Annotated in this window: 25 protein-coding genes; 14 read left to right on the top strand and 11 right to left on the bottom strand. The window is 64.7% G+C overall.

The window, feature by feature from the left end; translation table 11 throughout:
- Position 1: 1 nt before the first annotated feature.
- On the top strand, positions 2–469 hold the full coding sequence (locus tag IYY11_RS10265; protein ID WP_196403761.1) for a molybdenum cofactor biosynthesis protein MoaE: 468 nt from the start codon (positions 2–4) through the stop codon (positions 467–469).
- On the opposite strand, the gene IYY11_RS10260 is transcribed toward IYY11_RS10265, so the two are convergent.
- The gene (locus tag IYY11_RS10260; protein ID WP_246719837.1) at positions 466–1,044 is read right to left on the bottom strand and encodes a Yip1 family protein; all 579 of its coding nucleotides are present in this window, start codon (positions 1,042–1,044) and stop codon (positions 466–468) included. The two genes, IYY11_RS10265 and IYY11_RS10260, sit on opposite strands and share 4 nt — an antisense overlap.
- A gap of 148 nt (positions 1,045–1,192) precedes the next feature.
- Here IYY11_RS10260 and IYY11_RS10255 point away from each other — a divergent pair, with 148 nt between their 5' ends.
- The gene (locus IYY11_RS10255) at positions 1,193–2,176 is read left to right on the top strand and encodes a UPF0104 family protein (protein WP_196403760.1); all 984 of its coding nucleotides are present in this window, start codon (positions 1,193–1,195) and stop codon (positions 2,174–2,176) included.
- A gap of 54 nt (positions 2,177–2,230) precedes the next feature.
- Here the strand turns inward: IYY11_RS10255 and IYY11_RS10250 are convergent, their stop codons facing one another.
- The 3 genes from IYY11_RS10250 to IYY11_RS10240 all read right to left on the bottom strand — a co-directional run bounded on the left by IYY11_RS10250 (position 2,231) and on the right by IYY11_RS10240 (position 3,910).
- On the bottom strand, positions 2,231–2,506 hold the full coding sequence (locus tag IYY11_RS10250; protein WP_014889772.1) for a DUF1153 domain-containing protein: 276 nt from the start codon (positions 2,504–2,506) through the stop codon (positions 2,231–2,233).
- Positions 2,507–2,775: 269 nt separating this feature from the next.
- Positions 2,776–3,507 carry a cytochrome c biogenesis CcdA family protein gene (locus IYY11_RS10245; RefSeq protein WP_196403759.1) on the bottom strand — a complete coding sequence of 244 codons (732 nt, stop codon included), beginning with the start codon at positions 3,505–3,507 and terminating at the stop codon, positions 2,776–2,778.
- Positions 3,508–3,511: 4 nt separating this feature from the next.
- Positions 3,512–3,910, bottom strand: coding sequence for a thioredoxin family protein (locus IYY11_RS10240; RefSeq protein ID WP_196403758.1), 399 nt, complete (start codon positions 3,908–3,910; stop codon positions 3,512–3,514).
- A 95-nt stretch (positions 3,911–4,005) separates the two neighbouring features.
- On the opposite strand from IYY11_RS10240, the gene mobA reads away from it, so the two are divergent.
- The gene (gene mobA, locus IYY11_RS10235; RefSeq protein WP_196403757.1) at positions 4,006–4,620 is read left to right on the top strand and encodes a molybdenum cofactor guanylyltransferase MobA; all 615 of its coding nucleotides are present in this window, start codon (positions 4,006–4,008) and stop codon (positions 4,618–4,620) included.
- A gap of 44 nt (positions 4,621–4,664) precedes the next feature.
- Entirely contained in the window at positions 4,665–5,252 is a 588-nt protein-coding gene (locus tag IYY11_RS10230) for a hypothetical protein (RefSeq protein WP_196403756.1), read from the top strand.
- Here IYY11_RS10230 and IYY11_RS10225 read toward each other — a convergent pair.
- Both IYY11_RS10225 and IYY11_RS10220 read right to left on the bottom strand, forming a co-directional pair.
- Entirely contained in the window at positions 5,249–6,280 is a 1,032-nt protein-coding gene (locus IYY11_RS10225; protein WP_196403755.1) for a cysteine synthase A, read from the bottom strand. The genes IYY11_RS10230 and IYY11_RS10225 overlap by 4 nt on opposite strands.
- 30 nt (positions 6,281–6,310) lie before the next feature.
- Entirely contained in the window at positions 6,311–7,195 is an 885-nt protein-coding gene (locus tag IYY11_RS10220; RefSeq protein ID WP_196403754.1) for an aldose 1-epimerase family protein, read from the bottom strand.
- 189 nt (positions 7,196–7,384) lie between these two features.
- Here IYY11_RS10220 and IYY11_RS10215 point away from each other — a divergent pair, with 189 nt between their 5' ends.
- The gene (locus IYY11_RS10215) at positions 7,385–8,074 is read left to right on the top strand and encodes a MarC family protein (RefSeq protein WP_018408320.1); all 690 of its coding nucleotides are present in this window, start codon (positions 7,385–7,387) and stop codon (positions 8,072–8,074) included.
- Between the two features lie 17 nt (positions 8,075–8,091).
- On the opposite strand, the gene IYY11_RS10210 is transcribed toward IYY11_RS10215, so the two are convergent.
- The 3 genes from IYY11_RS10210 to IYY11_RS10200 are packed head-to-tail and all read right to left on the bottom strand — an operon-like array spanning position 8,092 to position 10,753.
- Entirely contained in the window at positions 8,092–9,282 is a 1,191-nt protein-coding gene (locus IYY11_RS10210) for a hypothetical protein (protein WP_196403753.1), read from the bottom strand.
- 41 nt (positions 9,283–9,323) lie between these two features.
- A complete protein-coding gene (locus IYY11_RS10205; protein ID WP_196403752.1) occupies positions 9,324–10,289 on the bottom strand; it encodes a tyrosinase family protein in 966 nt (321 codons plus the stop codon).
- 35 nt (positions 10,290–10,324) lie between these two features.
- Positions 10,325–10,753 (bottom strand): hypothetical protein, encoded by a 429-nt coding sequence (locus IYY11_RS10200; protein WP_196403751.1) that lies wholly within the window; start codon positions 10,751–10,753, stop codon positions 10,325–10,327.
- A gap of 290 nt (positions 10,754–11,043) precedes the next feature.
- Between IYY11_RS10200 and recJ the strand changes: the two genes are divergently transcribed.
- The 5 genes from recJ to IYY11_RS10175 all read left to right on the top strand — a co-directional run bounded on the left by recJ (position 11,044) and on the right by IYY11_RS10175 (position 17,142).
- Entirely contained in the window at positions 11,044–12,840 is a 1,797-nt protein-coding gene (gene recJ, locus IYY11_RS10195) for a single-stranded-DNA-specific exonuclease RecJ (RefSeq protein WP_196403750.1), read from the top strand.
- 278 nt (positions 12,841–13,118) lie between these two features.
- A complete protein-coding gene (locus tag IYY11_RS10190; RefSeq protein WP_196403749.1) occupies positions 13,119–14,129 on the top strand; it encodes a septal ring lytic transglycosylase RlpA family protein in 1,011 nt (336 codons plus the stop codon).
- A gap of 87 nt (positions 14,130–14,216) precedes the next feature.
- Positions 14,217–15,404 carry a D-alanyl-D-alanine carboxypeptidase family protein gene (locus tag IYY11_RS10185; protein ID WP_196403748.1) on the top strand — a complete coding sequence of 396 codons (1,188 nt, stop codon included), beginning with the start codon at positions 14,217–14,219 and terminating at the stop codon, positions 15,402–15,404.
- On the top strand, positions 15,401–16,075 hold the full coding sequence (gene tmk / locus IYY11_RS10180; RefSeq protein WP_196403747.1) for a dTMP kinase: 675 nt from the start codon (positions 15,401–15,403) through the stop codon (positions 16,073–16,075). The genes IYY11_RS10185 and tmk overlap by 4 nt, the downstream gene beginning before the upstream one ends.
- Entirely contained in the window at positions 16,072–17,142 is a 1,071-nt protein-coding gene (locus IYY11_RS10175; RefSeq protein ID WP_196403746.1) for a DNA polymerase III subunit delta', read from the top strand. The genes tmk and IYY11_RS10175 overlap by 4 nt, the downstream gene beginning before the upstream one ends.
- Positions 17,143–17,265: 123 nt before the next feature.
- On the opposite strand, the gene IYY11_RS10170 is transcribed toward IYY11_RS10175, so the two are convergent.
- The gene (locus IYY11_RS10170) at positions 17,266–18,513 is read right to left on the bottom strand and encodes a CCA tRNA nucleotidyltransferase (RefSeq protein ID WP_196403745.1); all 1,248 of its coding nucleotides are present in this window, start codon (positions 18,511–18,513) and stop codon (positions 17,266–17,268) included.
- Positions 18,510–18,767, bottom strand: coding sequence for a DUF6111 family protein (locus tag IYY11_RS10165; protein ID WP_196403744.1), 258 nt, complete (start codon positions 18,765–18,767; stop codon positions 18,510–18,512). The genes IYY11_RS10170 and IYY11_RS10165 overlap by 4 nt, the downstream gene beginning before the upstream one ends.
- Before the next feature lie 339 nt (positions 18,768–19,106).
- Here IYY11_RS10165 and IYY11_RS10160 point away from each other — a divergent pair, with 339 nt between their 5' ends.
- From IYY11_RS10160 to IYY11_RS10145, 4 genes are read left to right on the top strand one after another with little or no spacing between them, the layout of a single operon-like run.
- Positions 19,107–20,111 (top strand): AAA family ATPase, encoded by a 1,005-nt coding sequence (locus IYY11_RS10160; RefSeq protein ID WP_196403869.1) that lies wholly within the window; start codon positions 19,107–19,109, stop codon positions 20,109–20,111.
- 44 nt (positions 20,112–20,155) lie between these two features.
- Positions 20,156–21,091 carry a DUF58 domain-containing protein gene (locus IYY11_RS10155; RefSeq protein WP_196403868.1) on the top strand — a complete coding sequence of 312 codons (936 nt, stop codon included), beginning with the start codon at positions 20,156–20,158 and terminating at the stop codon, positions 21,089–21,091.
- Positions 21,091–23,862 carry a DUF4159 domain-containing protein gene (locus IYY11_RS10150; protein ID WP_196403743.1) on the top strand — a complete coding sequence of 924 codons (2,772 nt, stop codon included), beginning with the start codon at positions 21,091–21,093 and terminating at the stop codon, positions 23,860–23,862. The genes IYY11_RS10155 and IYY11_RS10150 overlap by 1 nt, the downstream gene beginning before the upstream one ends.
- Positions 23,859–25,937: a hypothetical protein gene (locus IYY11_RS10145; RefSeq protein ID WP_196403742.1), complete on the top strand. Its 2,079-nt coding sequence runs from the start codon at positions 23,859–23,861 to the stop codon at positions 25,935–25,937. Before IYY11_RS10150 ends, IYY11_RS10145 begins: the two co-directional genes overlap by 4 nt.
- Positions 25,938–25,986 lie beyond the last annotated feature (49 nt).

Raw genomic sequence — 25,986 nt, 5'->3', positions numbered from 1 at the left:
GATGGCGCCGCGGCCGGCTCCGGCGGTGCGCGTGCAGGCGGAGGATTTCGACCCTGGGCGGGAACAGGCGCTGCTGACGGGCGGGCGGCGAGACATCGGCGCGCTCGTCAGCTTCGTGGGCCTCTGCAGGGACGAGGACGGCGCGCTCGAGGCTTTGGAGCTCGAACATTATCCCGGAATGGCCGAGGCCGAGATCCGCCGGGTCGCCGAGGAAGCGCTCGAGCGATGGCCTTTGCAGGGATTGACCGTCATTCACCGCTTTGGCCGCATCCAGCCGGGCGAACAGATCGTATTTGTGCTCACAGCGGCGCGCCACCGCGCGGACGCTTTCGCCGCCGCGGCGTTTTTGATGGATTACCTCAAAACCCGCGCGCCGTTCTGGAAAAAGGAGCGCCGCGCGGATGGCGCGTCGGGCGACTGGGTCAGCGCGAAATCCGAAGACGATGCGGCTGCGGACCGTTGGCGCTAGATCAGCTGCTGCGGCGCAATCAGATGCACGACCCACCCGTGGAGCGCGACGGTCGCAACGACCAGAAACAGCGTTGCGAGCGTGAAAACGTCGAGGTTTTCCCTGGGCACGCGCATCATGGTCGGCAGGCCGACGGAAAAAACATAGATTCCGTAGAAGCCGAGCACGTCCAGCCATCGAAGGCCGGGAATCAGCCCGAACAGCGAGGCGAGCCAGACCGGCGTGTACGAATAGGCGGTCAGCATCAGCGCGCGGCGATCGTCGGTCTTCCCATCGAAATGCGGCGCAATGGCCGATATGACGAAGGCGACGATAAAAAACGCCGGCAGGCTCAGCAGATACTGAACGAAGGCGCGATAAAGCCCGCCCGCGAACGTCGGGTGCATGATTCCCTGCGGGCCATGGGAAAAGCCGAAAAGCCATGAGCTGAAGAAGCTCGCGAACGGCGGAAGCAGCGCCAATATCGCAATATAATTGCGGTAGAGATCGAAGACGGACGTTTCCTCTTCGGAGATTTTTGTCCATTCGCTCTGCGGCGCGAGGATTAAGCCCTTGATCCGCGATAGCAACTGCATTCCGGCCTCCATTGATTTGCCGCAAGCGCTAATTACCGAGGCGGTCATGGAGCCGGGCTTGCGGGCGCCGGGTCCTCCATGCGAGGGAGAGTGCGGCCAGCTGCGGCCGGTTTGATGATCCACGGTGAAATCTAACGCGACGGGCCGCATGAGAAAACTGCTGGAATATTTTTGGCCGCTCGTCGGCCTTGTCGCGGTCGTCGCGTCTTTTTTCCTTCTCTATCACGAATTCAAAGGAGAATCGGTCGGCGCCGAGGTTTGGGCCAATCTCCAGGCCATTCCGACGAGCCGCTATCTGTTCGCTGGCCTGTCGACGCTTGTCGCCTATGCGGCGCTCGCCTGGTACGATCGCATCGCGCTCCTGCACCTGGGCGTCAAACACATCAACTGGCTGTTTATCTCGGTCTGTTCGTTTACGACCTACGCCTTGTCGCACAACATCGGCGCAAGCGTTTTCTCGGGCGCCATGGTGCGCTATCGCGCCTATTCCACCAAGGGGCTGACGGCGACGCAGGTCGCCACGCTGGTGGTGTTGTGCTCCTACACGTTCGGCTTCGGCAATGTGCTGCTCGCCGGCCTTTTGCTGACCTATGATCCCGCGATCATGCAAAGACTGTCGGGCTTCCTTCCCGACATCATTACCAACCCGAACACCGCGCTGGTCGTCGGTTTGTCCTGCCTGGCCTTCGTCGTTCTATACGTTCTCGGATCGCTGATGCATTTCCGCGCGATCCGGCTGTTCGGGCGTTTCGAAATTCTCTATCCGCGCCCCGGCATCATGCTGCGCCAGCTCTTCGCGGCTCCCTTGGAATTGATCGGCGCGGCCGGCATCATCTATTTCGCGCTGCCGGAGCAGGGCAATCCTGGCTTTCTCATCGTGCTCGGCGCGTTCCTCTTGTCCTTTTCGGCGGCTTTGGTGTCCCATGCGCCGGGCGGGCTCGGCGTCTTCGAGCTGCTGTTCATCAATGTCATGCCGGATGTGCCGCGGCTGAAGGTCTTGGCTGCGCTGCTCGTCTGGCGACTCTTCTATCTCATCGTCCCGCTGCTGATCGCGCTCGTCGTCGTCGCGCTCTTCGAACGCAAGAAACTCGTCGAGCGCTGGCGCCGGATAGAGGAACAGCCTCAAAAATAAAAAACGCCGGCCATCGCGGACCGGCGTTTCGAACCTCTCGGCGTGTCGCCGCGCTCACATACGATATTGCTGAAGGCGCGTGGTCCGCAGTCCGGCGAGACCGTGCTGGTCGATCGACATCTGCCAGCTCAGGAATTCGTCCACCGTCAGCGTATAGCGACTGCAGGCTTCGTCGAGCGAGAGCAGGCCGCCGCGCACCGCCGCCACCACTTCCGCCTTACGCCGAATCACCCAGCGTTTGGTCGAAGCGGGGGGTAAATCCGCAATGGTCAGCGGACTGCCATCGGGGCCGATGACATATTTGACACGGGGACGGTGCGTCTCGGTCATCTCACTCACTCGCTACTCAAACAGCCACGTTGTAGCGTCTTTATAGAGGCGTCGCTTTAAGAATTGCCTAAACGGATAGCCTCTATAAGCAATGGAAAATAAACTAAATTTTAGGAATATGCGGCGTTCCGAGACTTGGCGCGCCGACCGCGCAACCGCCAATACCAGAGCAGGGTTCGCTTTTGCCTGGGTTTGCTTGCATCGAGCGTCTTGCGCCGCCCCGGCAAGGTTAGCGTCTCGAGCATCGACCGTATTGATTTGGCGAAGCGCTAAAAACGCGTCGTTAACTGCGTCAACCATTCTGGCGAAGCCGTGACAAGCGCCGTCTCCAACGTCTTGTCGTAGCCTGACACGATCAACGCCCCAATCAGGATGAGCGACGCGCCGAGCGCTTGCTTCGCCTGTTTTCCAACGGTCAGCAGCCGGTCCCGCCAACGCGCCATCGCCTGCCGCGAGAGGGCGCCAAGCAACATCAGCGGCGCAGCCGCGCCGAGACCGAACGCGGCCATCGTCGCCGCGACGGCGCTCAGGTCTTCGCCGCGCGACGCGAGCACCGATGCGGCGCCGAGCGTCGGACCCACGCAAGGGCTCCAAACGGCGCCAAGCAGAAGGCCGACGCCAAACTGACCGAACATTCCGCCGCGAGCCCCGTCGCCAAAGGCCGCGCTCAACCTGTCGCTGATCGGCCCGCCGGCGGCGGCGACGCGCGCCTGCAGCTCAGGCGCAAGCAGGATCACGCCCAGCCCGATCAGCAAAGCCGCAGCGACGAGCCGCAGCGAATCTCCATCGACGCCGACGGCGAAGCCGATCGTCGCCACGAAAAGGCCGATCGCGACGAAGGACAGGGCGACGCCCAGCGCCAGAAGCGCCGGCGCGTAGCGATGCTCCGCCGCCGCGGCGCCGAGCACCAAGGGCAAAAGCGGGAGGACGCAGGGCGATAAAATCGACAACACGCCGGCGATAAAGGCGACGCCGAAGGCGCCAAGCGCGCTGCCATCCATCGATTTACAGGGCCTTTGAGAGTAGCGCCGAAATTGCGGCCGGATCGGTCGCCCCGACGGAGCGCCCGACTTCTTTATCGCCTTTGAAGACGATGATCGTGCTTTGCCGGTTGGCCTTTAGCGTACGGAGAGCGCTCTTCTGGCTGTCGAAATCGACGCGGAACATCGCGACGTCCGCATATTTTGGGTCGGCTTCGACGCGCTGCACCGCCGGCTCCTGCGCGCGGCAGGTCGGACACCACGGCGCATAGACATGCACGATGATCGACTTGCCGGCGGCTTGCGCGGCGGAGAAGGCCTGTGGCGTAAAACTCTGTTCCGCGGCGCCGGCGGACGCGGCCGAATAAAGGATCGCGGAAGCGAACAGAAAGGCGGAAACGGCGAGTCGGCGACGCGAGATCATATACTTCCCTCGAAAGGCTGCCCCTTGCGCGAGCGGCGCTCGGGATTATGAACAAACATAATGGCCCCCCTCTTTGAAACCAAACCGGACAGCGCATGAACGACTGCATCGGCGTCATCCTCGCCGGCGGGTTGGCGCGGCGCATGGGCGGGGGCGACAAGCCGCTCGTCGAGATCGCCGGCCGGCCGATCCTCCAGCATGTGGTCGACCGCCTGAAGCCGCAATGCGCGCGTCTCGCGATCAACGCCAACGGCGACCCCGCGCGCTTTTCCGCTTTCGGACTGCCCGTCATCTGCGACAGCGTTGAAGGGTTCGCGGGACCGCTCGCCGGCGTTCTCGCCGGCATGGACTATGGCGCGGGGAAAGGCGCGGCGCATGTGCTGAGCGCGCCGGGCGACACCCCATTCCTGCCCGCCGATCTCCTCTCGCGACTTCAAGCCGCCCGAACGCGTGCAGGCGCGGCGATCGCCGTCGCCGCCTCGAACGGGCGAACCCATCACGCCGTGGCGCTGTGGCCGGTCGCGCTGCGCGAGGATTTGCGGCGCGCGCTCGTTGCGGAAGACGAGCGCCGAGTGTCGGCCTTCATCGGGCGTTATGCGAATGTGGTCGTCGATTGGCCGATCGAGCCCTACGACCCTTTCTTCAACGTCAACCGACCGGAGGATCTGGCGCGCGCCGATGCGATAGCCAAGGAAGAGCCGCGAAGCTAAATTGACGCCCAGCCAAGGCTGAAGAGACCGGCGCAGGATGGAACATGAGCGAGCAGACAAAAAAGGGATTGACGAGCAAGGTGAAAGAGGAAGCCAAGGCTTTTTTTCCGGTGTTCCTCTATGTGTGGTTCCTGCTCGCCGTGCTCGGCGTGCACAAATCGGTGGTCCTGTCGCAGGCGCATATCGTGCAGCATCAGGGCTTCGCCGCCGCCAAGGCGCTTGCCTTCGCCAAGGTGCTGTTCGTCGCCGATAAATTTGGGGTCTGGCGAATCTTCGACAAAAAGCCGCTGATCGTGCCGATTCTGGCCAAGTCGCTGCTGTTCGGTCTGCTGCTCATCGGCATGGACGTCGTCGAACAGACGCTGCTGGAGCATTTTTGGCCAGCCCATGCGGACCATGACCCTGTCGATCTCGACAATCTGCGCACGCTCCTGTCGGTTGGACTGGTCACCTTCGCCGCGCTGATCCCGTTCTTTGGCTTCCGCGAATTCGCCAAGCTGATCGGGGAGACAGAGCTGCGAAAAGTGCTCTTCGTGCGTCGCGAGAATTTCGTTCCGCAGCGCGACGCCGAGCCCGCTCCGTCGCCCGCGGCGTCGTCGGCGCCCACGCCCGCGGAGCCCTTAGAGGGCTAAACGAAGCCCGGATCCATCGCGACGGCGCCGTCGAGCCAGGGCGGCGTCGGCAGGTTTTGGCTGCGCAGAAAGTCGGCGTTGAAGAGCTTTGAGGCGTATCTTGCGCCGCCGTCGCACAGCACGGTCACAATCGTATTGCCGGGCCCCATATCGCGCGCCAGTCTGATGGCGCCCGCGACGTTGATTCCCGAAGAGCCGCCCAGCAACAGGCCCTCCTGCTCGGCGAGATCGAAGACGATGCGCAGCGCCTCGTCGTCGGGGATGCGGTAGGCGACGTCGACCGGCGCGCCCTCAAGATTGGCGGTGATCCGGCCCTGGCCGATCCCTTCCGTGATGGATGAGCCCTCACTCTTCAACTCTCCGGTCGTGTAATAGGAATAGAGCGCCGCCCCGTAAGGATCGGCCAGCCCGATCTTCACGTCCGGATTTCTCTCCTTGAGCGCCATGCCGACGCCGGCCAGCGTGCCGCCGGTGCCGCAGGCGCAAATGAAGGCGTCCACCCCTCCCTCCAGCGCTTCGTAAATCTCGGGCCCGGTGGTGGTGAGATGGGCGACGCGGTTGGCGACATTGTCGAACTGGTTCGCCCAGACGGCGCCGTTCGGCTCTTCCCTGGCGAGGCGCTCAGCAAGGCGGCCGGAAAGCTTCACATAATTATTGGGATTGGCGTAGGGAACCGCCGGCACTTCCACGAGCTGCGCGCCTTGCAGGCGCAGCATGTCCTTTTTTTCCTGACTCTGAGTCTCGGGAATTACGATCACCGTGCGAAAGCCGAGCGCGTTGGCGACGAGCGCGAGCCCGATGCCGGTGTTGCCGGCGGTGCCTTCGACGATCGTTCCTCCCGGCTTCAGCAATCCTTTCGCGCGCGCGTCTTCAACGATGGACAGCGCCGCGCGGTCCTTGACGGACCCGCCCGGGTTCATGAATTCGGCCTTGCCGAGAATGCGGCAACCGGTCGCCTTCGAGGCGCCGTGCAATTCAATGAGCGGCGTGCGCCCGATGGCTTCGATGACGCTGGAGGCGACGGTCATTGATGATTCCTGGCGAGTGGCGGTTCGTTCCTAGCCGACCGGCGGCTCCCGCTCAAAGGCGAAAATCGCGCCATGCCGCGCCTGCGCGCCCGGCGCCAGAATTCGCATCGAGGGCTTTTCATAGAGATCGCCGTAAAAGTCGTCCGGATCGCCATGGCCTGTCCATGGCTCAATGCACAGATAAGGAGCAGGCGGCAGCGTCCAAAATCCGACATGGGGGAAATCGTCGAGCGTGACCGAAAGACGCGCGCCTTCGCCATTGTCGAAAACGAGGCTGTGGCTCGCAAGATTGAGAAAGCACAGTGCGTCGCGCGTGAACATTTCTGGTTCGAGCGGCAGTCGCCGGCCGACAAGCGGCGTTTTGCGGACGGGTTTCGAGAAAAGCCCGCCGGGTCCGATGATGGGAACTTCGGCGCGCTCGGCCTTCTCGAATATAATCGCATGCGTTGAGGAAGAACCGGCGAGCGGCCAGCGAAAGGCGGGATGCAAGCCGCAGGCGTAGGGCAGGGGCCGCGAGTCGGCGTTTGTGACGATGAGATTATTTTCGAGCGCCCCGGCGCGAAGCTGGAACTCCACTTCGAACCGAAAGGCGAAGGGATACAGCGCGCGGGTCTCGGCGTCGTCGACGAGCGCGAGGCGCAAATAGTCGTCGCGCTGCTCGGCGACGTCGAAGCGCTTTTTCCAGGCGAAGCCATGGAGCGCAAGCGGATAGGTCTCGCCGTCGACGCGCATGCGGCCGTCGCGCGTCCAGCCGACGACAGGAAACAGCACGGGCGCGGTCTGGTCCCAGACCTTAGGGTTCTTCGCCCAGATCATGTCGACCCCCTGCGCGCGCCAGCTCGAAAGCTCCGCGCCGAAAGCCAGGATCTCCGCGCCGTCGCCGGAGGAATGGGTGAGCTGAATCGCGTCGGTCATGGGTCAATTCCATCGTCGGACACAAGTCCAAGCGAAGCTTCGAAACTCAGCTCCAAGCGCTGCTTCGAAATTGGCGTGATCCTCCAGTGCGGCGCTTGAGCGGCGGCGCCCGCCGCAATAAGGTCGCGCCGCCACGCCGCAGCACCCGCGACGCATGTTCGCGCAGCGCAACGCCAATGAGAAGGCCTTATGAACAGTAGTCTCGTCTCGGACATCGGCGCCGGAGCTTTCAGAACCGAGTTGACGCTCTTTTTCTCGACGTTCACGACGCTGCTGGCGGTCATCAATCCTTTTGAGGTGCTCCCGGTCTTCCTTTTGCTCCTGCGCGAGAAAAGCAACCAGGAGCGCGGTCGCGTGGCCTTCATGTCCTGTCTCTATGCGCTGCTGCTGATCCTCTTCTTCTTGTTCTTTGGCGCGGTGATCTTAAAAATCTTCGGCGTCTCGCTCAGCATGGTGCGCATCGCCGGCGGGATCGTGCTGATGAAGATCGGCTTTGAGCTTTTTTTGCCCTCGTCGGACGGCGACGGAACGCCGGCGTTCGCCAGATCGACGGGCAATATCGCCTTCATGCCGCTCGCGATGCCGCTCATGATCGGCCCCGGCCCGATCGCCACCGTGCTCGGGATGATGGCCACCGTTGAGCACTCGTCCCATGAGGCGCTGGCGTTCGGAGTCATTCTCGTCGCGATCTTTCTCGCCGTGGGCGTCACTTACGCGTGCCTCGCCTTCGCGACGCGGTTGACCACAACGCTCGGGCCGCTGGGAATCGACGCCGCGACCCGGATCGTCGGCTTTTTCGTCTCGGCGATGGGCGTGTCGCTGATCTTCAACGGCGTCATGGACGCGCTGCGATCACAAGGTTTTGGCGGCATGCATTAGCCGCTCTTCAGATAAGGCTACAGGCTGCGCAAGGTTTCGCCGAGCCTCAGATAGATCTCCCGATGCGCATCGCGCAGTCCGGGCACCCATGGTTTGAGCTGCGCGCCGACGACAGCGTCGAAATGGTCGAACCGCTGGCCAATGGCCTTGTCAAGATACTCGTAATACCAGCGCCCCGGCTTGAGCCTTTGGCGTTTAAAGACGCCTTCGCCTCCCACGGGCTCTTCCCGCGCCGTAAAGGGATATCTCTGCGAGATGACGCTCACCGCGCCGTCGTTGGGCCGCCACTGCGGCAGCGAAAGGTCGCCGCCGCCCCAACCGACGATCGGCGCCTTGGCGAAGTTGGCCTCGCGCGCCTGGTAGAGCGCCGGCTGCCAGAGAACGGGATGGATCGTCGGGTCGGGCCGCCAGGTTTTGCTGAAAAAGCCGGAAGCCCGAACATGCGTGGCGTTGGTCACCAGCGACAGATAATAGGTGTCCGGGTGCGATCTGAACCGCGCGTTGGCGTTGCGGCAGCCCTGCAGCGTCATGTCGAAGGCGAGATTGTCCTCGCCCGCGACGAAGGCGCCGGCGTCCAGACGCGCCATCGCCGTTTTCGAGTCAACTTCGCCGTCGGTCCATTGGTCGAGATGGAGATCGAAGGGCCTGCGCATGGCGCTCGGCACGCCGGCGGCCATCCCAAGAAAGTTGAACGACTCCGCGATAAGCCGGCTTGGTTTGCGGTTAAGCCGGCCATTTACCCGGTCGCATCCAAAGCCATAGGGAAGCAACGAGCCGTTGATGGCGCCGGCGACGCTGATCACGCCTTCCACCCAGCCGGCGTTTGTCCCTTGCCCCCAGAAATCGCTGGCGAGCAGCGCCTGCAACTGCATGGCGGTCTGGGCGCCTGCGCCATGGCCGACGAGGATCACCGGGTTCTCCGCCGACCATTCGGGCGCAAACGGGTCTGCATATTCCCGCGAATAGCGGGCGTGGCATGCCTCATCGCTATGCCGGGCGCCATAGTCCACACGTCCGCCGGCAATCTGAGCGAAAAGCTCGCAGGCGCGATCATGGAACGAGCTGACCGCTCCCACCTTCGCTTCATGGACCGCGAAAGGTTCGCCAATCTGATCGAGCGCGTCGCCCCAATAGGGAAGTCCGAACTCTTGAGGCCCCCAGCCGAAGAAATCATGCACGAAAACAATATGAGTGGATTTGAGCGCCATCGCCGATCCGAATTCAATTGAAAATCAATAAGCTTTGGCGCTCAAATGAGCGCGTCGTATTCGTAGATCGCGCTGACGTCGAGCGTCTCCCGCGGCGTGGCGCTGAGGCCGAGCGGCGAGCTGATCGGATCGTCGATGCGATGACCTTTGAGATCCGCGCCCGCCGTCATGTCGGGAACGTAGACGCGCCCGTTTCGGGACATCCAACTCTCCCAGAGGCGATCAATGTTGCAGTGATTGAGAAAGAAAACCGGATCATTGGGCGAGGAGCCAAGCAACATCTCTCCGCCAATCCAGACGTGGACGAGATTGTGCATCGCGGTCGTGGAAACGCCGTCGTCGTTCATCCACCCTTCGATGCGATTACGGAAGCTGTTCGCGTCGGCGTCCCAACCGGGCGAATCATAGGGCGACAGCGCCAGCGCATTCGTCACATGCGCCGTTCTCGGCAGCGCGTCGGCGCTCACGCCAAAGGCCCGCCGGAGGCCGCGGTTCACCGAACGCAACTCTCCGGAGATATTCGTGGAGATGCGCACTCTGAACGCGGATGGATCGTTTGCGTGAAACGCGAACGGGCCGCTAGCGACCGGATTTCCTTCGCCGCCCATGCAGTCCGCGCCCCAGATTGTGGCCGCGCTCTGCTCCTGGGGCGGAAGGTCGCCGTCTTCCGCCCAATCCCAGTAGGGCAGACCAAAATTCGCGTCGGCCAGGACCCGCTGGAGGTTCTGTTCGAAAACCATCAGCATCACACGGTGCCATGGCGCGAAAATCGGCCCGCGGTGCGCCGCGTTCCGCTGCGCGGGATTTCCCGGCGGCGTCTCGATCATCATTGCGGTGACGTGCCAGATGACGAAAAGATCGTAGGTGCTCACTGAGCGCGCGGCGCCCGGAATGCCGAATTCATCCGTCGTTCGGCCGGACGCCTCTTTTTTCAATAGTTTGACGCCCTCAATATATTGATCGCGAACCCCTGCATTCGTTGAAATATTGCTTCGGACGACGGCCATCGTCTCTCTCCTGAAAATCAATGTTCGCCTGAAAATCAATGCTCGTGTTTTGAGCCTTTCTTCACTGCGGGCCTGCTTTTGCGCGCAGGAGCGGGCCGGCGCTTGTGGCTTGCAGGAGGGCGGCTCTTGCTCGGCGCCGACTTTCGCTCGAACTCCTCGGGAAAGCCGTCGATCAGCGCCCGCACCATGTCGACCGCCGACGCGGTCTGGTAGTTCGGCAATGAATGACAATGAACCTGGCCGGAGGCATCGACGCCGAGCGGCGCGCGGATCTTCTTTCCGTCGACCAGGATCTTGTAGGTCGTGACGATTTCGATCTCGTGGCCGCGATAATTGTCCTCGCGCACCGACTGCGCGCCGCCCGCGCCATGACCCGCATGCGCTGGCGCTTTGTCGCGCGCGCGCGTGAGATAGTCGCCGAGTTTGCGGGGGGCGGCGCCCGTCGCCAGCTTCTTGGTCTCCATAAGCCCTCCGCACAATTCCTTTTATGCAATCCGACGAAGCTGTAGGCGCGAAGGCTTCAAGTGCCCGAAAAATCTACAAACTTCAGTCGAAGGTTCGCCTCATCAAAACGGATTGGATTGGAAATTTTTCACCAGCATTATGACGCGGCCAATGGACAGTGATGTCAAGTGAATTCCCAAGGCGTTAGAATTGATGAATTATTGCGCCACTTGGAAACTCCCGCCCTCATCGCGATCGGAAAAACTTGCGTCGCTTGTCGGCGAGGCTTAGCGACTCGATCGAGGCATCAATGTCCGATTCGATGGTTCCCGCCTTTCTTGGGGTCGAGCGCTCCGTGCTCGGTCGACGTTGGCGCGGGCGTTTGGACGCCAGAGGCGAGGCGCAGGCGCTCGCGTTGACCCAGGCGCATGGCATCGACGATTTTCTTGCGCGTGTGATCGCCGGGCGCGGCGTCACGGTCGCCGACGCCGTCGGCTATCTCGATCCCAAGCTGCGCGATCTTCTGCCCGACCCCTCGTCGCTGCGCGACATGGACGCCGTGACGCGCCGGCTCGCGGACGCGATTGAAAAGTTCGAGCAGATCGCCGTTTTTGGCGACTATGACGTCGACGGCGCCTGCTCCTCCGCGTTGCTCATCGACTTTTGGCGCGCGGCCGGCGCGCCGGAGCCATTGCTCCATATTCCCGACCGGATCATCGAGGGCTATGGGCCGAATGTCGAGGCGATCCGCGATCTCGCGGCGCGTGGCGCGACTCTGCTGGCGACCGTCGACTGCGGGACCTCAAGTCACGACGCGTTCGCCGTCGCGCGCGCGCTTGGCCTCGATGTGATCGTCCTCGACCATCATCAGGCGCCGGAAATCCTGCCCGACGCGCTGGTCGTCAATCCCAACAGGCTCGATGATCTTTCGGGGCAGGGGGCGCTCTGCGCGGCGGGGGTGGTTTTCCTTGTCCTCATCGGATTGTCGAGGACGCTGCGCGCGCGCGGCTGGTGGAGCGACGATCGACCGGAACCGGATCTTCTCGCCGCGCTCGATCTTGTCGCGCTGGCGACAGTCGCCGACGTCTCCCCGCTGGCGCGGCTCAACCGGGCGCTCGTCGCCAAGGGTCTGATGGTGATGGCGGGGCGATCCCGTCCGGGGCTCGCCGCGCTCATGGACGCCGCCCGTCTGGATGGGCCGCCACGCGCCTATCATCTTGGTTTCGCGCTTGGGCCGCGGATTAACGCCGGCGGCCGGATCGGCGACGCTGGCCTCGGCGCCAGGCTTCTCACCCTCGCCGACGGCGCGGAAGCGCATCGCATCGCTCTTGAGCTGGACCGGCTGAATGGCGAACGACAGGTCGTCGAGAGGTCGATCTTGGAGCAGGCGGTGGCCGAGGCGGAAGCGCAAATGGCCGGGTCCAATCGGCTGTCATGTCTCGTCGTGCACGGACCGGACTGGCATCCGGGCGTCGTCGGGCTGATTGCATCACGGCTAAAGGAACGCTTTAATATTCCAGCATTTGTTATTGCTTTCAATGGAGAATATGGAACAGGTTCAGGTAGGAGTTTAAGTGGCGTCGACCTTGGAGCCGCCGTGCGGCGCGCCGTCGAGATGGGCTTGGCGGTCAAGGGTGGCGGCCATGCGATGGCGGCCGGCGTGACGTTGGCCCAGGGCAAGATCGACGAGTTTCGCGCCTTTCTCGATGAGGCGTTGGAAGCGTCCGTCGAAGCCGCGCGTCTCGACGACGCGCTGGTTGTCGACGCGGCGGTCGCCGGACGAGGAGTCTGTCTCGAACTGCTGCGACGGGTGGAGCAGGCCGGTCCATTCGGGCAGGGCAACCCCGAACCCCTGTTTGCCCTGCCCGAGCAGCAGGTCACGTTCGCTCAGACGGTTGGGGCCGATCATGTGCGCGCCCGCTTGCGCTCGCGGGACGGCGCGACGGTCGACGCCATCGCCTTTCGCGCCATGCATTCGCCGCTGGGCGAAGCGCTATTGAGGCGAGATGGCGCACAGCTTCACGTCGCCGCCAAACTGTCACGCAATGTCTTTCGCGGCGTCGAGCGCGTCGAGACGCGAATCGTCGACCTCGCGCGCGTTCAATGAAGCCGAGCAGACTGTGGCGCCAGGGCCACACCCTGCTTTCAATCTCGGCACACGTACGCTTTTGGAAGGCATGTGTCGCATTTTGGTCTCATTCGCGACGCCTGCTGACGCCAGCGTAACTGCGTTTAACGACAACTTCACACATCAACGAGACACTCCGCGGGTTGTGCCGCGCGGCAGATCTATGTCGCGTCGAAAATGAAGGAAGCGCCGCCGCTTATGGGGCGTGCTTCAGTGCAGTCGGCGGCGGATCGAAGTTGGTGGCAAGGACCGTCTGGATGCGATTTGTCGTCTTTAAAAACGCTGCTCATGCGCCGCGTCCGCTGGTTCGCTCCTCAATCATCCTTTCCAAACTGCTGCCTCTTGTCTGTCTCGGCGCGCTCGCCGGATGCTCTTCGACCACGGGATCGCATAGAAGCGCCAGCCTCGGCGGATTCGGGCAGATCGACCCGCGTTACGGGGTGCGTCCAAGCCCGCGGGTCATCGCCGAGGGCGAAGAAGTGCCGAAGGGCGGCGGCGCCTATATGGTCGGCAAGCCTTACAAGATCGCCGGCCGAACCTATTATCCGAGCGAGAGGCCCTATACGGCGACAGGAACGGCTTCCTGGTACGGCTCGGATTTCCATGGGCGACGCACCGCCAATGGCGAAATATTCGACAGGGCGTCGATTTCCGCCGCCCACCCGACAATGCCGCTTCCCAGCTATGCGCGGGTCACCAATTTGCGCAATGACCGTTCGATCGTGGTGCGCGTCAACGATCGCGGACCCTATCATGGCGGACGCGTGATGGACGTCTCCCAGCGCGTGGCGCAAGCGCTCGATTTTCATGGCGTCGGCACGGCGCGGGTCAAAGTGGATTGGGTCGGGCGCGCCGATCTCGAGGGAGACGACGACGAAAAACTCCTTGCGACCCTGCGTGACGACGGCCAACCGGCGCAGATTGACGCCCCGGCGCCGGTGATGACGGCGGCGAATGAGCAGCCGGCGCGGATGGCGCGCTATGATGAAAGGGCGGAAGTCGCCGAACTCGCGGCCCGCGTCGCCTATGAGAATGGGCAGGCGTCAGATGACCAGATGCGGGCCTATGCCAGGCAGGAGAGCGACGCGCCGCTGCCTCCCTCGCGCGAGCACGCCAGCATCGACGAAGAACCCGTCGCTTCGACCCAGAAGGCCAAGAAAGTCGTGGCGCCGCTGCCGCCAGTGCGGCCCGCGCATCTCGGCGTCCGTCAAGCTTCCGCTCACAACGCCATCCGACAGGCGCTGAACTCCTCGGTTCGCACGAACTGAGCGGCCCACGCCGTGATTGCAATTTTCGGCGTCGCGCGCCATCTTCTCCCGGCTTGCCGCGCTGCGGCGTAAAGACGGGAGCGCGTCTTGCCGAATTTTCCCGGGCTGCACTTTATTCTGACGCTGTTCGCATTTTGGGCGCTTGGCGCAGCGCCGTCGCGCGCCCAAAATTTTCAAACCAGCGTCCCGCACGCCATCCTGATCGACGCTGGCACAAACACCGTTCTGTTCGAGAAGGGCGCGGACGATTACGCCAAGCCCGCGTCGACCGTCAAAATTCTGACGGCGGAGCTGATCTTTCAGGCTTTGGCGGAAGGAAAACTGAAGCTCGACGACGAATTCACGGTTTCCGAGCACGCCTGGCGCACCGGCGGGGCGCCGGCTGGCGGCTCTGCGATGTTCCTCGCGCTCAATAGCCGCGTGCGGGTCGAGGATCTCATCCGGGGCTTGGTGATCCAATCCGGCAACGACGCGGCGATTACGCTCGCTGAAGGCCTCGCAGGGGCCGAAGAGTCGTTCGTGACGCGGATGAACAAGCGCGCCGCCGAGCTTGGCCTTGTCAAATCGCGCTTCGGCAATCCCTGGGGCATGGACGGTCCTGATCAAAAGGTGACGGCGCGCGAAATGGCGAAGCTCGCGGCGCACATGATCAAGACCTACCCCGAGTATTACCGCTATTTTGGCGAGAAGGAGTACACCTGGAACAAGATTCGCCAACAGAACCGTAATCCGCTGCTGACGATGAGCATTGGCGCCGACGGTCTGAAGACCGGTAATATCGATAAAGACAGCGGCTACGGCTTGGTGGGCTCCGCCACGCAGGACGGCCGGCGCCTGATCGTCGCCGTTTACGGCGCGAAGAGCGCGAAGGAGCGGGCCGAAGAAGCGCGCAAATTGCTGCAATGGGGATTCAGGAATTTTGAGGAGAAGGAGCTGTTCAAGGCCGGCGAGCCGGTCGGCCCGGCGCAGGTCTATGGCGGCACGCAGGGCTCCGTGGAGCTGGTCGCCAAGGAAGACGTCAAGGTGCTGCTGCCGCGCGGCGCCAATGAGAGGCTGATGGGCAAGATCGTTTACGAAGGCCCTGTGCTGGCGCCGGTCGAGGCGGGCGCACCGGTTGGACGCCTCGAAGTGAAACGCGGAAACTCCGTCGTGCTCGAACAGCCGCTGCAAACTGCGGAATCGGTCGAGCAGGGATCGCTGCCGCGGCGCGCCTTCGACGCTATTTACGAATCCGCCGCCGCGGCCATTCACCAGAAACTCTCCGGGAAGAAATGACCTTCCAAGCGACGCCCGAAAAAGGCCGCTTCATCACCTTCGAAGGCGGCGAGGGCGTCGGCAAGTCGACGCAGCTTGCGCGGCTCGCCGAGCATTTGCGCGATTGCGGCTTCGAGGTGGTGACGACGCGCGAGCCCGGCGGCACGCCAAAGGCCGAGAAGCTGCGCGCCTTCCTGCTCTCGGGACGCGCCGCGCCGCTTGGTCCGCTCGCCGAGGCGGCGCTGTTCTCGGCGGCGCGCGCCGATCATGTCGAGACGCTGATCGCGCCCGCCATGAAGCGCGGCGCATGGGTGCTGTGCGACCGCTTCGCCGATTCGACCCGCGCCTATCAGGGCGCGCGCGGCGGCGTCGACGCCAAGACTCTGGCGCTGCTGGAAAGAGCGGCGGTCGGCGATAGGCGGCCGGATCTGACGATCATGCTCGATCTTCCGGCGCAAGAAGGCCTCACGCGGGCGGCGTCGCGGCGGCATGGCGAAGCGATCGATCGTTTCGAAAGCGAAGCGCCGTCCTTTCACGAGGAGCTGCGACAGGCCTTCCTCGACATCGCCGAGAGCGAGCCGGAACGCTGCTGCGTAATTGACGCCGGCATGTCCATCGACGACGTCGCGCGCGCGGTGCAGCGGCTCGTTCACGACCGCTTCCTGGCGCACGCCGCACAAGCCGCGCAATGAGCCGCGACGAGGGGAACCCGGAAAGCGATCGCTACGACGACGCCCCGCATCCGCGGCAGACCCTGGCGCTTTTCGGTCATGCCGCGGCGGAGCATGAATTCCTCGACGCCTACCGCCGCAACAAGATGGCGCAGGCGTGGATCATCGGCGGGCCCGAAGGCGTCGGCAAGGCGACGCTCGCCTGGCGCCTGGCGCGATTTCTCATGGCGCATCCCGAACCCGCCGCAGCGGCGGTTCAGTCCGCCGAGAGCCTTGCCGTGCCGGCGGACCATCCAGCGGCGCGTCGGATCGCCTCAATGGCGCTCGCCGATATTTTTCTGCTGCGTCGCGCCTGGAACGACAAGACCAAAAAGCACTTCACCGAAATTCGCATCGAGGACGTGCGCAAGGTTATTCAGGCCTTCCATCAGGCGTCAGGAACCGGCGGCTGGCGGATCGCCATCGTCGACTGCGCCGACGATCTTAATCGCGCCAGCGCCAACGCGCTTTTAAAGCTCATTGAGGAGCCCCCGCAGCGCTCGCTGTTTCTGCTCGTTGCGCATCAGCCGGGCCGCATGCTGCCGACGATCCGTTCGCGCTGTCGCAGGCTGATGCTCGGCGCATTGTCGCCGGAAGACACGATCGCCGCCGTGAAAAATCTTGGGTCCCCCTGGTCGCAGGCGCCTGAAGCGGACCTGCTCGTGGCCGCGGCGCGCGCCGAGGGCTCTGTGCGCGAGGCGCTGCGGCTGCTCGGCGATGACGGCGTCGCCTTCGACGCCGCCGTGCGCCGGCTTTTCGACAGGTTGCCGCAGATCGATTGGCTCGGCGCGCATATGCTGGCCGACAAGCTTACCGGCCGCGACAATGAAGCGGCCTATGAGACCTTCATGCGCGCGACGCAGCGCCATCTCGACTCCCGCGTCCGCGCGCTCGCGCAGACCGGCGCCGCGCCTTCGAGACTCGCCCGCTACGCAAGCGCCTGGGACGCCATTCGCGACGCCGCCAGGGAAACCGAGGTGTTCAACTTCGACAAGCGCGCGCTGGTGCTGGGGATCTTTGATCGGCTCGCTCAAGCCGAAGCCGGCTAGATCACGCAGCATTTGGGCGGAATTGCCCAAATGCAGATTACGTTATCGATTCCCAAAGTTTAGAGCGCGCTCTATGCGAAAAACCGGTTCCCACTTGTTCGCAGCGCGCTCTAGCGGCGGGCGCTAGCGCGCCTCCCGGCCGCTGTTCGCCATGGCGTTTTCGAGAAGCTGCAGCACGACCGCCGGGTCGCGCGGGAAGCCGGCGCGAATCCATTCGGCTTGCAGCGTTCTAAGCGCGTCGCCCAATTGCTTGCCCGGCGCGACGCCCCGCGCGATGAGATCCGCGCCCTTGATGGGGAAGGCGGGCGCGGGCGTCTCGTCCAGATAGCGTGCCGCCTCCCGCCACTCCGGATTGTCCGCCGCCGCGGCGCTTTCCGCATGCGCGAGCGCCAGCGCGTCGGCCGCGGCGCGCGCGCCGCACAGGAACAGCATCTCGCGCAGATGCGACGCCGGCGGCGGAGCCTCGCGTCCATGCAAGGGCGCGAGCGTTCGCGCCGCCGCCGCAAGCCGCGCGAATTCGTCGTTGGAGAGCCGCAGGCGCTCGCGCAGCCGCTCGGCGTCTTCGGCGGTCAGCACCGAAAAAGCCGCAAGCCGCAAGACCGCGTCCGCCGGTTTGCCCAAGGCCGTCTCGCGTTCGGCCAGCCGCTGCAGGCGAGCCGGATAGCCGATGCCGAGAATGACTTCGATCACGCCGGCGTGCGACATGGCGCGCAGCACGTCCGGCGCCCGGCCCGCGAGCAGCAGCTTCATCAGTTCGGCGCGGATACGCTCGCGCGACAGACGCGACAGATTTTCCCGCGCGACGATCGACTCATGCAGGCCCTCGCGATCGAACGGTCCCTCGCCATGAGAGGCGTTGAAGCGAAAGAAGCGCAGAATGCGAAGATAGTCCTCGCGAATCCGCGTCGCGGCGTCGCCGATGAAGCGGATGCGCCGCGCCTCGATGTCGGCGAGGCCGTCCGTATAATCGTGAATCTCGCCATCGAAAGAGAGCGACAGCGCGTTGATGGTGAAGTCACGCCGCTTCGCGTCCTGCTCGAAATCGCCGCCAAAGCGCACCTTGGCGAAGCGGCCGTCGGTCTCGACGTCTTCACGCAGCGTCGTCACTTCAAAGGGCGTTCCGGCGACGACGATCGTCACCGTGCCGTGCTCGATGCCGGTCGGCACGCCTTTCAGTCCGGCCTCGCGCGCGGCCGCAAGGACGGCGTCGGGCAGCGCCGTCGTCGCGAGGTCGACCTCGTGGGGCGGCAAGCCGAAAAGAGCGTCGCGCACGGCGCCGCCGACGACGCGGGTCTCGGCGCCGGTCTTGGCGAGCGCCGCAAACAACGTGGCGAGCCGAGGCTCCTCGAGCAGTTTCTGCGCTACGTTCATTCGAAGCGGCCCGGCTGCAATTTTCCGTTTTCGACATGGGCCGGCACGTAAGCGCCCTGGTTGAGCCGGGTGAGGCCGAGCGCCACGACGCCGACGATGGCGACCAGAAGGCCCGCGATCGTCAGCAGCGACACAACCTTGCCATGCCAGAGCTCGCGCACGAAAGGCCAGCGAAGCTGCAACGAATGGAAAAGCGCATAGGCGACGAAGGGCGTCAGGAAGAGCAGGGCGGTTTCAACGATTGCGCGCCACATGGGCGGGAACGCCTTTTGTGATGAGGATGTTCGACGAATATACTCCGAAGAATATACATGGCGTCCGTCGTAGGGCGTTTAATGCGGTATGCATGAACAAACTGTCACGTCCAAATTGCAGTTTTGGCGGTAAATTGCCTCCCCAACGCGCCGGTTGCGCTTGAATTGCCGCGGCGGAGAGACGAAGATTGCGCTTGGCCCTAATTCCCGCCGCTTCGCCTTTGAAAGTTCATGCGGAGCCGAATGGCGCGGGGCCATGGATCGACTGCGGCGAAACACGGCAGCGCCGCCACGATGCGCCCGATCCTCTTCATAGACAGGCTGCCTGAGCACGCTGAAATGACCTCATTGGACACCAGGACAACCTCGCTCGAATCAGCCGTCGTTCAATCCGCCGAACGCGCCCTCGACCATATCGGGCGCGCCCGCGCCGCGATCGGCGCCGTCATTTTTGGCCAGGACGAGGTCGTCGAACAGGCGCTGGTGACGATCCTCGCGGGCGGCCACGGGCTCCTCGTCGGCGTGCCTGGCCTCGCCAAGACCAAGCTCGTCGAGACGCTCGGCCGGGTGCTCGGCCTGGCGGAGCAGCGCGTGCAGTTCACGCCGGACCTGCTGCCCGCCGATATTCTCGGCTCTGAAGTGCTCGAAGAGGGCGCCGACCGTTCGCGTTCGTTCCGCTTCATCAGGGGGCCGGTCTTCACCCAGCTGCTGATGGCGGACGAGATCAACCGCGCCTCGCCGCGCACGCAGTCGGCGCTGCTGCAGGCGATGCAGGAGCATCATGTCAGCGTCGCCGGCAAGCGCCACGACCTGCCGCGGCCCTTCCATGTGCTGGCGACGCAAAACCCCCTGGAGCAGGAGGGCACCTATCCGCTGCCCGAGGCGCAGCTCGACCGCTTCCTGATGCAAATCGACGTGCATTATCCCGACCGCGCCAGCGAGCGACGGGTGCTGCTGGAAACGACTGGCGAGACGATGGCCGAGGCGAGCCAGGCGCTCGACGCCGAAGAGCTGATGGCGACGCAAAGGCTCGTGCGCCGGCTTCCAATCGGCGAAAAGGTCGTCGACGCGATCCTCGATCTCGTTCGTTCAGCCCGTCCAGACGAGGGCGACGCGGAAATCGCGCCGCATGTCGCCTGGGGTCCGGGACCGCGCGCCGCGCAGGCGCTGATGCTGGCGACGCGCGCCCGGGCGCTCGTCACCGGCCGGCTCGCGCCCTCGATCGACGACGTCGCGAAACTCGCCGCGCCGGTGTTGCGCCACCGGATGGCGCTCAATTTCGCTGCGCGCCGCGAGATGACCGTTTCTGACGTGGTTCAGACGCTCGTGGCGCGGATCGGGTGACGGGCCTTCGCTCCGCTCGTCCCCTCTGACGGAGAAAGATGACGATGTTTTCTGGCGTCGCCACGCGCGCCTATGATCCTGCCCAGCGCAAGCCCGCCGATGGCGCCGCCGCGGCCGATCTGGCGAGCCAAATGCCAAGGCTGGTGGCGCGCGCGCATGAGATCGCGGCGAGCCTCGCCTACGGCGTTCATGGCCGCAAGCGTGCGGGCGTCGGCGAGACGTTTTGGCAATATCGACCATTTGCGCCGGGAGAAGCGGCGCACCGCGTCGACTGGCGCCGCTCGGCGCGCGGCGATCAGCTCTATGTGCGCGAGCGTGAATGGGAGGCCGCGCACGACTATTTCCTCTGGATGGATTGTTCTCCCTCCATGGCCTTCGGCTCGTCTCTCGCCTCCGACGACAAACTGTCCCGCGGCGTGACCCTGGGGCTGGCGCTCGCCGACGTGCTCGTTCGCGGCGGCGAGCGGGCGGCGGCGCTGGGCCTGACCGCGCCGATCTCGGCGCGCGACGTGATCGACCGGCTGGCGCGCGCTCTGGCCGACAACGCAACGGAGGCGACGCGCGACGAGCTTCCGCCGCAGGCGCCGATCCGCCCGCGCGCCCGTGTGATTCTGATTTCCGACTTCCTCATCGATCCGGACGCGCTTGCGGCACGCCTGCGACGCTTCGCCGACGGCGGCGCCTCCGGCGCGGTCTTGATGGTGACCGATCCCAGCGAAGAAACCTTGCCGTTTTCTGGCGAAACCACTTTTCTCGACACCGACGGCGGCCCCGCCTTCTACGCGGGCGACGCGCGCAGTCTGCGCGCCGCCTATGCGCGGCGGTTCGAAGCGCATCGCGACGCCGTCCGGCGGGCCGCGCAACGCGTCGGCTTCATCTTCCTGCAGCATCGCACCGACAGGCCAGCCTCCGAAGCGGCGCTGGCGCTCGCCATGGGATTGCTCGGAGCGGATGGAGTCAGCTTCGAGGAGCGGCGCTGATGTTTTCCTTCGCCGCGCCGCTTGCGCTGTTTGGTCTCGTCAGCCTGCCGATGATCTTCTGGCTGTTGCGGGTCACGCCGCCGCGTCCGCGCGAGATCGTGTTTCCGCCGACGAAAATTTTGCGCGAACTCAAGCCCGATGAAGAGACGCCGGCAAAAACCCCTTGGTGGCTGATGGCGCTGCGGCTGGCGCTCGCCGCCGCGTTGATTTTCGCGATGGCGGGACCGGTCTGGGCGCCGAGCGGCGTCGTCGCGTCCTCAGCGCCGACGCTCGTCATCCTCGACGACGGCTGGACGGCCGCGCCGACATGGGAGCGACGCCTTGCGGGCGCCGCGTCAATCATCGAGTCGGTGGCGCGCGCCGGCGGTCCGGTCGCCATCGCGCTTGCATCCGAAGCCGCGGCGCCGGTTCCTGGCGACGGGCCGCGCGCGATGGAAAAATTGCGTTCGGCGCGGCCCAAGCCATTTCTGCCGGACCGCAAGGCGATCGGCGAACAGGCCGCGTCCTTCGCCCACGCCCACAAGGCGACGCGCATCGTGTGGATCAGCGACGGCGTCTCGCAGGGCGACGCCGCAGGCTTCGTGCGCATGCTGAAAGAGTCGGGCGCAGCCGGGGTCGAGATTTACGTCGAAAACCATGCGCCGCGCGCGCTCGCCGCGCCGACAAATGACGCGGCCGCGCTGAGCGTCGATGTGCTGCGCATCGGCGACGACGCGTCGGCGGTCGTCGACGCGCTCGACGCGAAAGGTCGGACGGTCGGCCGAGCCGCAGTGGATTTTGGCGGCGCGCGGCGCGTTCGGGCGAAAATCGAACTGCCGGTCGAACTTCGCAATGAGGTCAGTCATCTGCGCATCGAGGGAGAAAATTCCGCCGGCGCCGTCGCGCTTCTCGACGCGCGCTCGAAAGTGAAGCGCGTGGCGCTGATCGGCGGCGGCGCCGCGAATGAGGCGCAGCCGCTGCTCTCGCCACTCTACTACCTTGAAAAAGCGCTCGCGCCCTTCGCCCAAATCCGCACGGCGCGTCCCGGCGTCGTGGATCCGGTGCAGGCGCTGCTCGCCGAACAGCCCAATATCTTAGGTCTCGCCGATGTCGGGCTCGCGCCCGGTGAGACCTTCGACGCGGTGTCGCGCTTCGTGGAAGAAGGCGGGACGCTCGTTCGTTTCGCCGGGCCGCGTCTCGCCAACGCCGACGACGGTCTGCTGCCCGTGCGCCTGCGCCGGAACGGCCGCGTGCTCGGCGGCGCCATGTCCTGGGAAGAGCCAAAGGCGCTCGCCGAGTTTGACGCCACGAGCCCCTTCTTCGGCCTGCCGGCTTCGAAAGACGTCACGGTGCAGCGGCAGGTGCTCGCCGAGCCCGATCCGGGTCTTGCGGACAAGACCTGGGCCCGACTGTCCGACGGCACGCCGCTCGTGACCGCGGAACGGCGCGGGAAGGGGCTGATCGTGCTGTTTCACGTCAACGCCGACGCCAATTGGTCGAATCTGCCGATCTCGGGACTTTTCGTTGAGATGCTGAAACGGATCAGCGCCATGGCTGGAGAGTCGGCGCCTGCGAGCAGCGAACGGTCCGGCATTGTCGCCGATCCGTCGGCTTTCGCGCCGATGCGCCTACTCGATGGATTTGGCGCGCTCGGCGCGCCGGGCCTAAGCGCGCAAAGCATTCCGCCTGGCTTTGAGGGGCCTGCAAGCGCCGAGCATCCGCCCGGGCTGTACGGCTCGGGGGAGGCTTTCGTCGCGGTGCAGACCTTGCGCCCGACTGACGAAATCAGCGCTTTCGATTTCACCGGCGCCGGACTGAGCGCGGACGTGCTGCGGGCCGGCGGCCAACTCGATTTGCGCGGGCCGCTGCTCGCCTTCGCGCTCGCCGCCTTCATCGCCGACGCGCTGATCGTTCTGGCGCTTGCCGGAAAGCTGCGGCTGCGGCCGCTGCGGGCCGCGACCGCGGCGCTGTTCTGCCTGCTGTGCGCGACGGCGATGACGACCGGCGAAACGCGCGCCGAGTCCGCGCCGAAATCCGCCGCCACCCAGCGCGACAAGGACGCGGCGCTGACAGCGCGGCTCGCCTATGTGATCTCGGGCGACGCCCACGTCGACGAAATATCGCGGCTGGGCCTCGAGGCGCTCACCCAGGCGCTGAACATGCGCACATCCTTCTCGCCGGGAGATCCGGTCGGCGTCGATCCGGCGAAGGACGAACTCGCCTTTTATCCCTTGCTCTACTGGCCGATCGTCGCGAGCGCGCCGCAGCCGCCCGCGAAGACGGTGGCGAAAGTCACCGCCTATATGAAGCAGGGCGGCACAATCATCTTCGACACGCGCGACGCTCTCTCTCAACGCGTCGGCGGCGCGCCGACACCAGAGGCGCAATGGCTGCGCGATCTGACGAAGGGCCTGGATATTCCGCCGCTGGAAGTGACGCCGCGCGATCACGTCATCACCAAGACCTTCTATTTGCTCGACGGATTCGTCGGTCGCTACGCCAATGGCGAGACCTGGGTCGAGGCGCTGCCGCCGGAGCCGAAAGATCAGGCCGCGCGTCCGGTGCGCGCGACCGACAGCGTCTCCGCGATCGTCATCACCTCAAACGACCTCGCGAGCGCCTGGGCGCATGACAAACGCGGCCAGCCGCTGTTTCCGTTGACGCCGGGCGGCGCGCGCCAGCGCGAATTCGCGCTCCGCGGCGGCATCAATCTGGTGATGTATACGCTGACGGGGAATTATAAGTCGGATCAGGTGCATGTGCGCGACTTGCTGGAAAGGCTGGGCCAGTGAGCGACCTCACGCTCGCCTTTTCGCCGCTCGTTCCCTGGTGGGCGCTGATCGTTCTCGGCGTGCTTGGCGCCGGCGCGCTGGCGCTGATGGCGGCCAAACGCCAGCGTGGCGCGCCGCTCCGGGCGTTCGCTTTCGCCTTGCTGATTGCGGCGCTCTCCGACCCGTCGCTCGTGCGCGAGAAACGCGATCCGCAAAAGAGCGTCGTCGCGGTGGTTGTCGATAAGAGCGACAGCCAGAATTTTGGCGCGAGAAACTTGCAAACGGAAGAGGCGCGCAAGGCGCTCGACTCTGCGCTCGCCAAATTCGGCGACGTCGAGACGCGCACGATCACGGTCGCCAACGACGCTTCGGGCAATGACGGCACCAAGCTCTTCGGGGCGCTCGCCGAAGTCTTGAAGGACGTTCCGTCGGAGCGCGTCGGCGGGGCTATTCTTCTGACCGACGGCGTCGTTCACGATATTCCCGCCAAGGCGGAGGCGCTCGGCTTCAAAGCGCCCGTTCAAGCGCTCGTGACAGGGCATAAGGGCGAGCGCGACCGCCGCATCGAACTCGTCGAGGCCCCGCGTTTTGGCATCGTCGGCAAGGATCAGATCATCCGCGCCCGCGTCGTCGATCTTGGCGGCGATGGCGCCCGCATCCCGATTTCAGTGCGCCGCGACGGCGAAGCGCTGCCGACCTTCAGCCCCGTGCCGGGAGACATCGTCAGCATTCCGGTGCGCATCGAACATGGCGGACAAAACGTCGTCGAACTCGAAATACCATCCGCGCCCGGCGAGCTGACGCCGCTCGACAACAAAGCCGTGCTGTCGATCGAAGGCGTGCGCGACCGGCTCAAAGTGTTGCTGGTGTCGGGCGAGCCGCATCCGGGCGAGCGGAGCTGGCGCAATCTCTTGCGCGCCGACGCCAATGTCGAACTGGTGCATTTCACCATTTTGCGGCCACCGGAGAAGCTCGACGTCACGCCGGCGAGCGAATTGTCGCTGATCGCCTTTCCGACCGCCGATCTCTTCGGGAAGAAAATCAACGAATTCGATCTCATCATCTTCGATCGCTATTCGAGCCAGACGACGCTGCCTTCGATTTATTTCGAGAATATCGCCAATTACGTCGAGAATGGCGGCGCCTTTCTCGCGGCCGTCGGCCCGGATTACGCGACCTTGCGGGGCCTTTATTATTCGCCGCTTGAAAACATCCTTCCGGCTCGGCCTGACGGCGCGCTCATCGAGCAGGCGTTTCGCGCCCGCGTCAGCAAGGACGGCGAGAAGCATCCGGTGACGCGCGGCCTCGCCGGCGCCAAATCCGAGCCGCCGAACTGGGGCGAATGGTTCAGGCAGGTCGACGCCAATGTGGTGAAGGGCGACTCGATCATGTCCGGCGTGCGCGACAAGCCGCTGCTGGTGCTCTCGCGCGAAGGCAAGGGCAGGGTGGCGCTGCTGCTCTCTGACCAGATTTGGCTCTGGGCGCGCGGCTTTGAGGGCGGCGGCCCGCATGTCGATCTGACGCGCCGCCTGGCGCATTGGCTGATGAAGGAGCCGGATCTCGAAGAGGAGGCGCTGCGCGCTTTAGCGCATGGCCGCGAGGTCAGCGTCGAGCGCCAGACCATGAAGGAGCGACCGGCGCCGGTGATGGCGACGGCCCCCTCCGGCGCACGCGAAGAAATCGCGATCGCGCAAGGCGAGCCGGGACTGTGGCGCGCGCGTTTCGACGCCAAGGAAATGGGCCTGTGGCGCTTCGAGAGCGAAGGCCTCACGGCGCTTGTGAACGTCGGTCCGCCCAATCCGCGGGAATTTCGCGAAGTGGCGTCGACGACCGAGAAGCTGCAACCGCTGACGGAAGCGACCGGCGGCACGGCGCGGCGCTTATCGAACGGCGGCGCGGACACGGTCTCGATGCCGCGCGTCGTCGAATTGCGCGACGCCAACCGCTATGGCGGCTCGGACTGGATCGGGATCAGACAGACCGGCGCCTCGACGCTCGTCGGCGTCGAAATCGCGCCGCTGGGTTTGGGCCTATGGGCGATGCTGGCGCTGGTCGGCGCAGTGGTCGCGGCCTGGGGCTGGGAGGGCCGGCGGTAGGCGTGCGTAATTTGTTGAACGGGCAAGCATAAAGAAATAGGGATAATAC

The sequence above is a fragment of the Methylocystis sp. H62 genome (genome assembly GCF_015709515.1).
GTDB lineage: Bacteria > Pseudomonadota > Alphaproteobacteria > Rhizobiales > Beijerinckiaceae > Methylocystis.
This window is presented reverse-complemented; position numbering and strand designations above follow the sequence as displayed.

Excerpts from the sequence above, each read along its gene's own strand:
- IYY11_RS10165 (WP_196403744.1), bottom strand. The coding sequence starts at position 18,767 with ATGTGGCGCGCAATCGTTGAAACCGCCCTGCTCTTCCTGACGCCCTTC.
- IYY11_RS10225 (WP_196403755.1), bottom strand. The coding sequence starts at position 6,280 with ATGACCGTCGCCTCCAGCGTCATCGAAGCCATCGGGCGCACGCCGCTC.
- IYY11_RS10250 (WP_014889772.1), bottom strand. The coding sequence starts at position 2,506 with ATGACCGAGACGCACCGTCCCCGTGTCAAATATGTCATCGGCCCCGAT.
- IYY11_RS10160 (WP_196403869.1), top strand. The coding sequence starts at position 19,107 with ATGACCTCATTGGACACCAGGACAACCTCGCTCGAATCAGCCGTCGTT.
- tmk (WP_196403747.1), top strand. The coding sequence starts at position 15,401 with ATGACCTTCCAAGCGACGCCCGAAAAAGGCCGCTTCATCACCTTCGAA.
- IYY11_RS10155 (WP_196403868.1), top strand. The coding sequence starts at position 20,156 with ATGTTTTCTGGCGTCGCCACGCGCGCCTATGATCCTGCCCAGCGCAAG.
- IYY11_RS10170 (WP_196403745.1), bottom strand. The coding sequence starts at position 18,513 with ATGAACGTAGCGCAGAAACTGCTCGAGGAGCCTCGGCTCGCCACGTTG.
- IYY11_RS10175 (WP_196403746.1), top strand. The coding sequence starts at position 16,072 with ATGAGCCGCGACGAGGGGAACCCGGAAAGCGATCGCTACGACGACGCC.
- IYY11_RS10205 (WP_196403752.1), bottom strand. The coding sequence starts at position 10,289 with ATGGCCGTCGTCCGAAGCAATATTTCAACGAATGCAGGGGTTCGCGAT.
- IYY11_RS10215 (WP_018408320.1), top strand. The coding sequence starts at position 7,385 with ATGAACAGTAGTCTCGTCTCGGACATCGGCGCCGGAGCTTTCAGAACC.
- recJ (WP_196403750.1), top strand. The coding sequence starts at position 11,044 with ATGTCCGATTCGATGGTTCCCGCCTTTCTTGGGGTCGAGCGCTCCGTG.
- IYY11_RS10255 (WP_196403760.1), top strand. The coding sequence starts at position 1,193 with ATGAGAAAACTGCTGGAATATTTTTGGCCGCTCGTCGGCCTTGTCGCG.
- IYY11_RS10265 (WP_196403761.1), top strand. The coding sequence starts at position 2 with ATGGCGCCGCGGCCGGCTCCGGCGGTGCGCGTGCAGGCGGAGGATTTC.
- IYY11_RS10150 (WP_196403743.1), top strand. The coding sequence starts at position 21,091 with ATGTTTTCCTTCGCCGCGCCGCTTGCGCTGTTTGGTCTCGTCAGCCTG.
- IYY11_RS10240 (WP_196403758.1), bottom strand. The coding sequence starts at position 3,910 with ATGATCTCGCGTCGCCGACTCGCCGTTTCCGCCTTTCTGTTCGCTTCC.
- IYY11_RS10245 (WP_196403759.1), bottom strand. The coding sequence starts at position 3,507 with ATGGATGGCAGCGCGCTTGGCGCCTTCGGCGTCGCCTTTATCGCCGGC.
- IYY11_RS10220 (WP_196403754.1), bottom strand. The coding sequence starts at position 7,195 with ATGACCGACGCGATTCAGCTCACCCATTCCTCCGGCGACGGCGCGGAG.
- IYY11_RS10260 (WP_246719837.1), bottom strand. The coding sequence starts at position 1,044 with ATGCAGTTGCTATCGCGGATCAAGGGCTTAATCCTCGCGCCGCAGAGC.
- mobA (WP_196403757.1), top strand. The coding sequence starts at position 4,006 with ATGAACGACTGCATCGGCGTCATCCTCGCCGGCGGGTTGGCGCGGCGC.
- IYY11_RS10200 (WP_196403751.1), bottom strand. The coding sequence starts at position 10,753 with ATGGAGACCAAGAAGCTGGCGACGGGCGCCGCCCCCCGCAAACTCGGC.
- IYY11_RS10230 (WP_196403756.1), top strand. The coding sequence starts at position 4,665 with ATGAGCGAGCAGACAAAAAAGGGATTGACGAGCAAGGTGAAAGAGGAA.
- IYY11_RS10190 (WP_196403749.1), top strand. The coding sequence starts at position 13,119 with ATGCGATTTGTCGTCTTTAAAAACGCTGCTCATGCGCCGCGTCCGCTG.
- IYY11_RS10210 (WP_196403753.1), bottom strand. The coding sequence starts at position 9,282 with ATGGCGCTCAAATCCACTCATATTGTTTTCGTGCATGATTTCTTCGGC.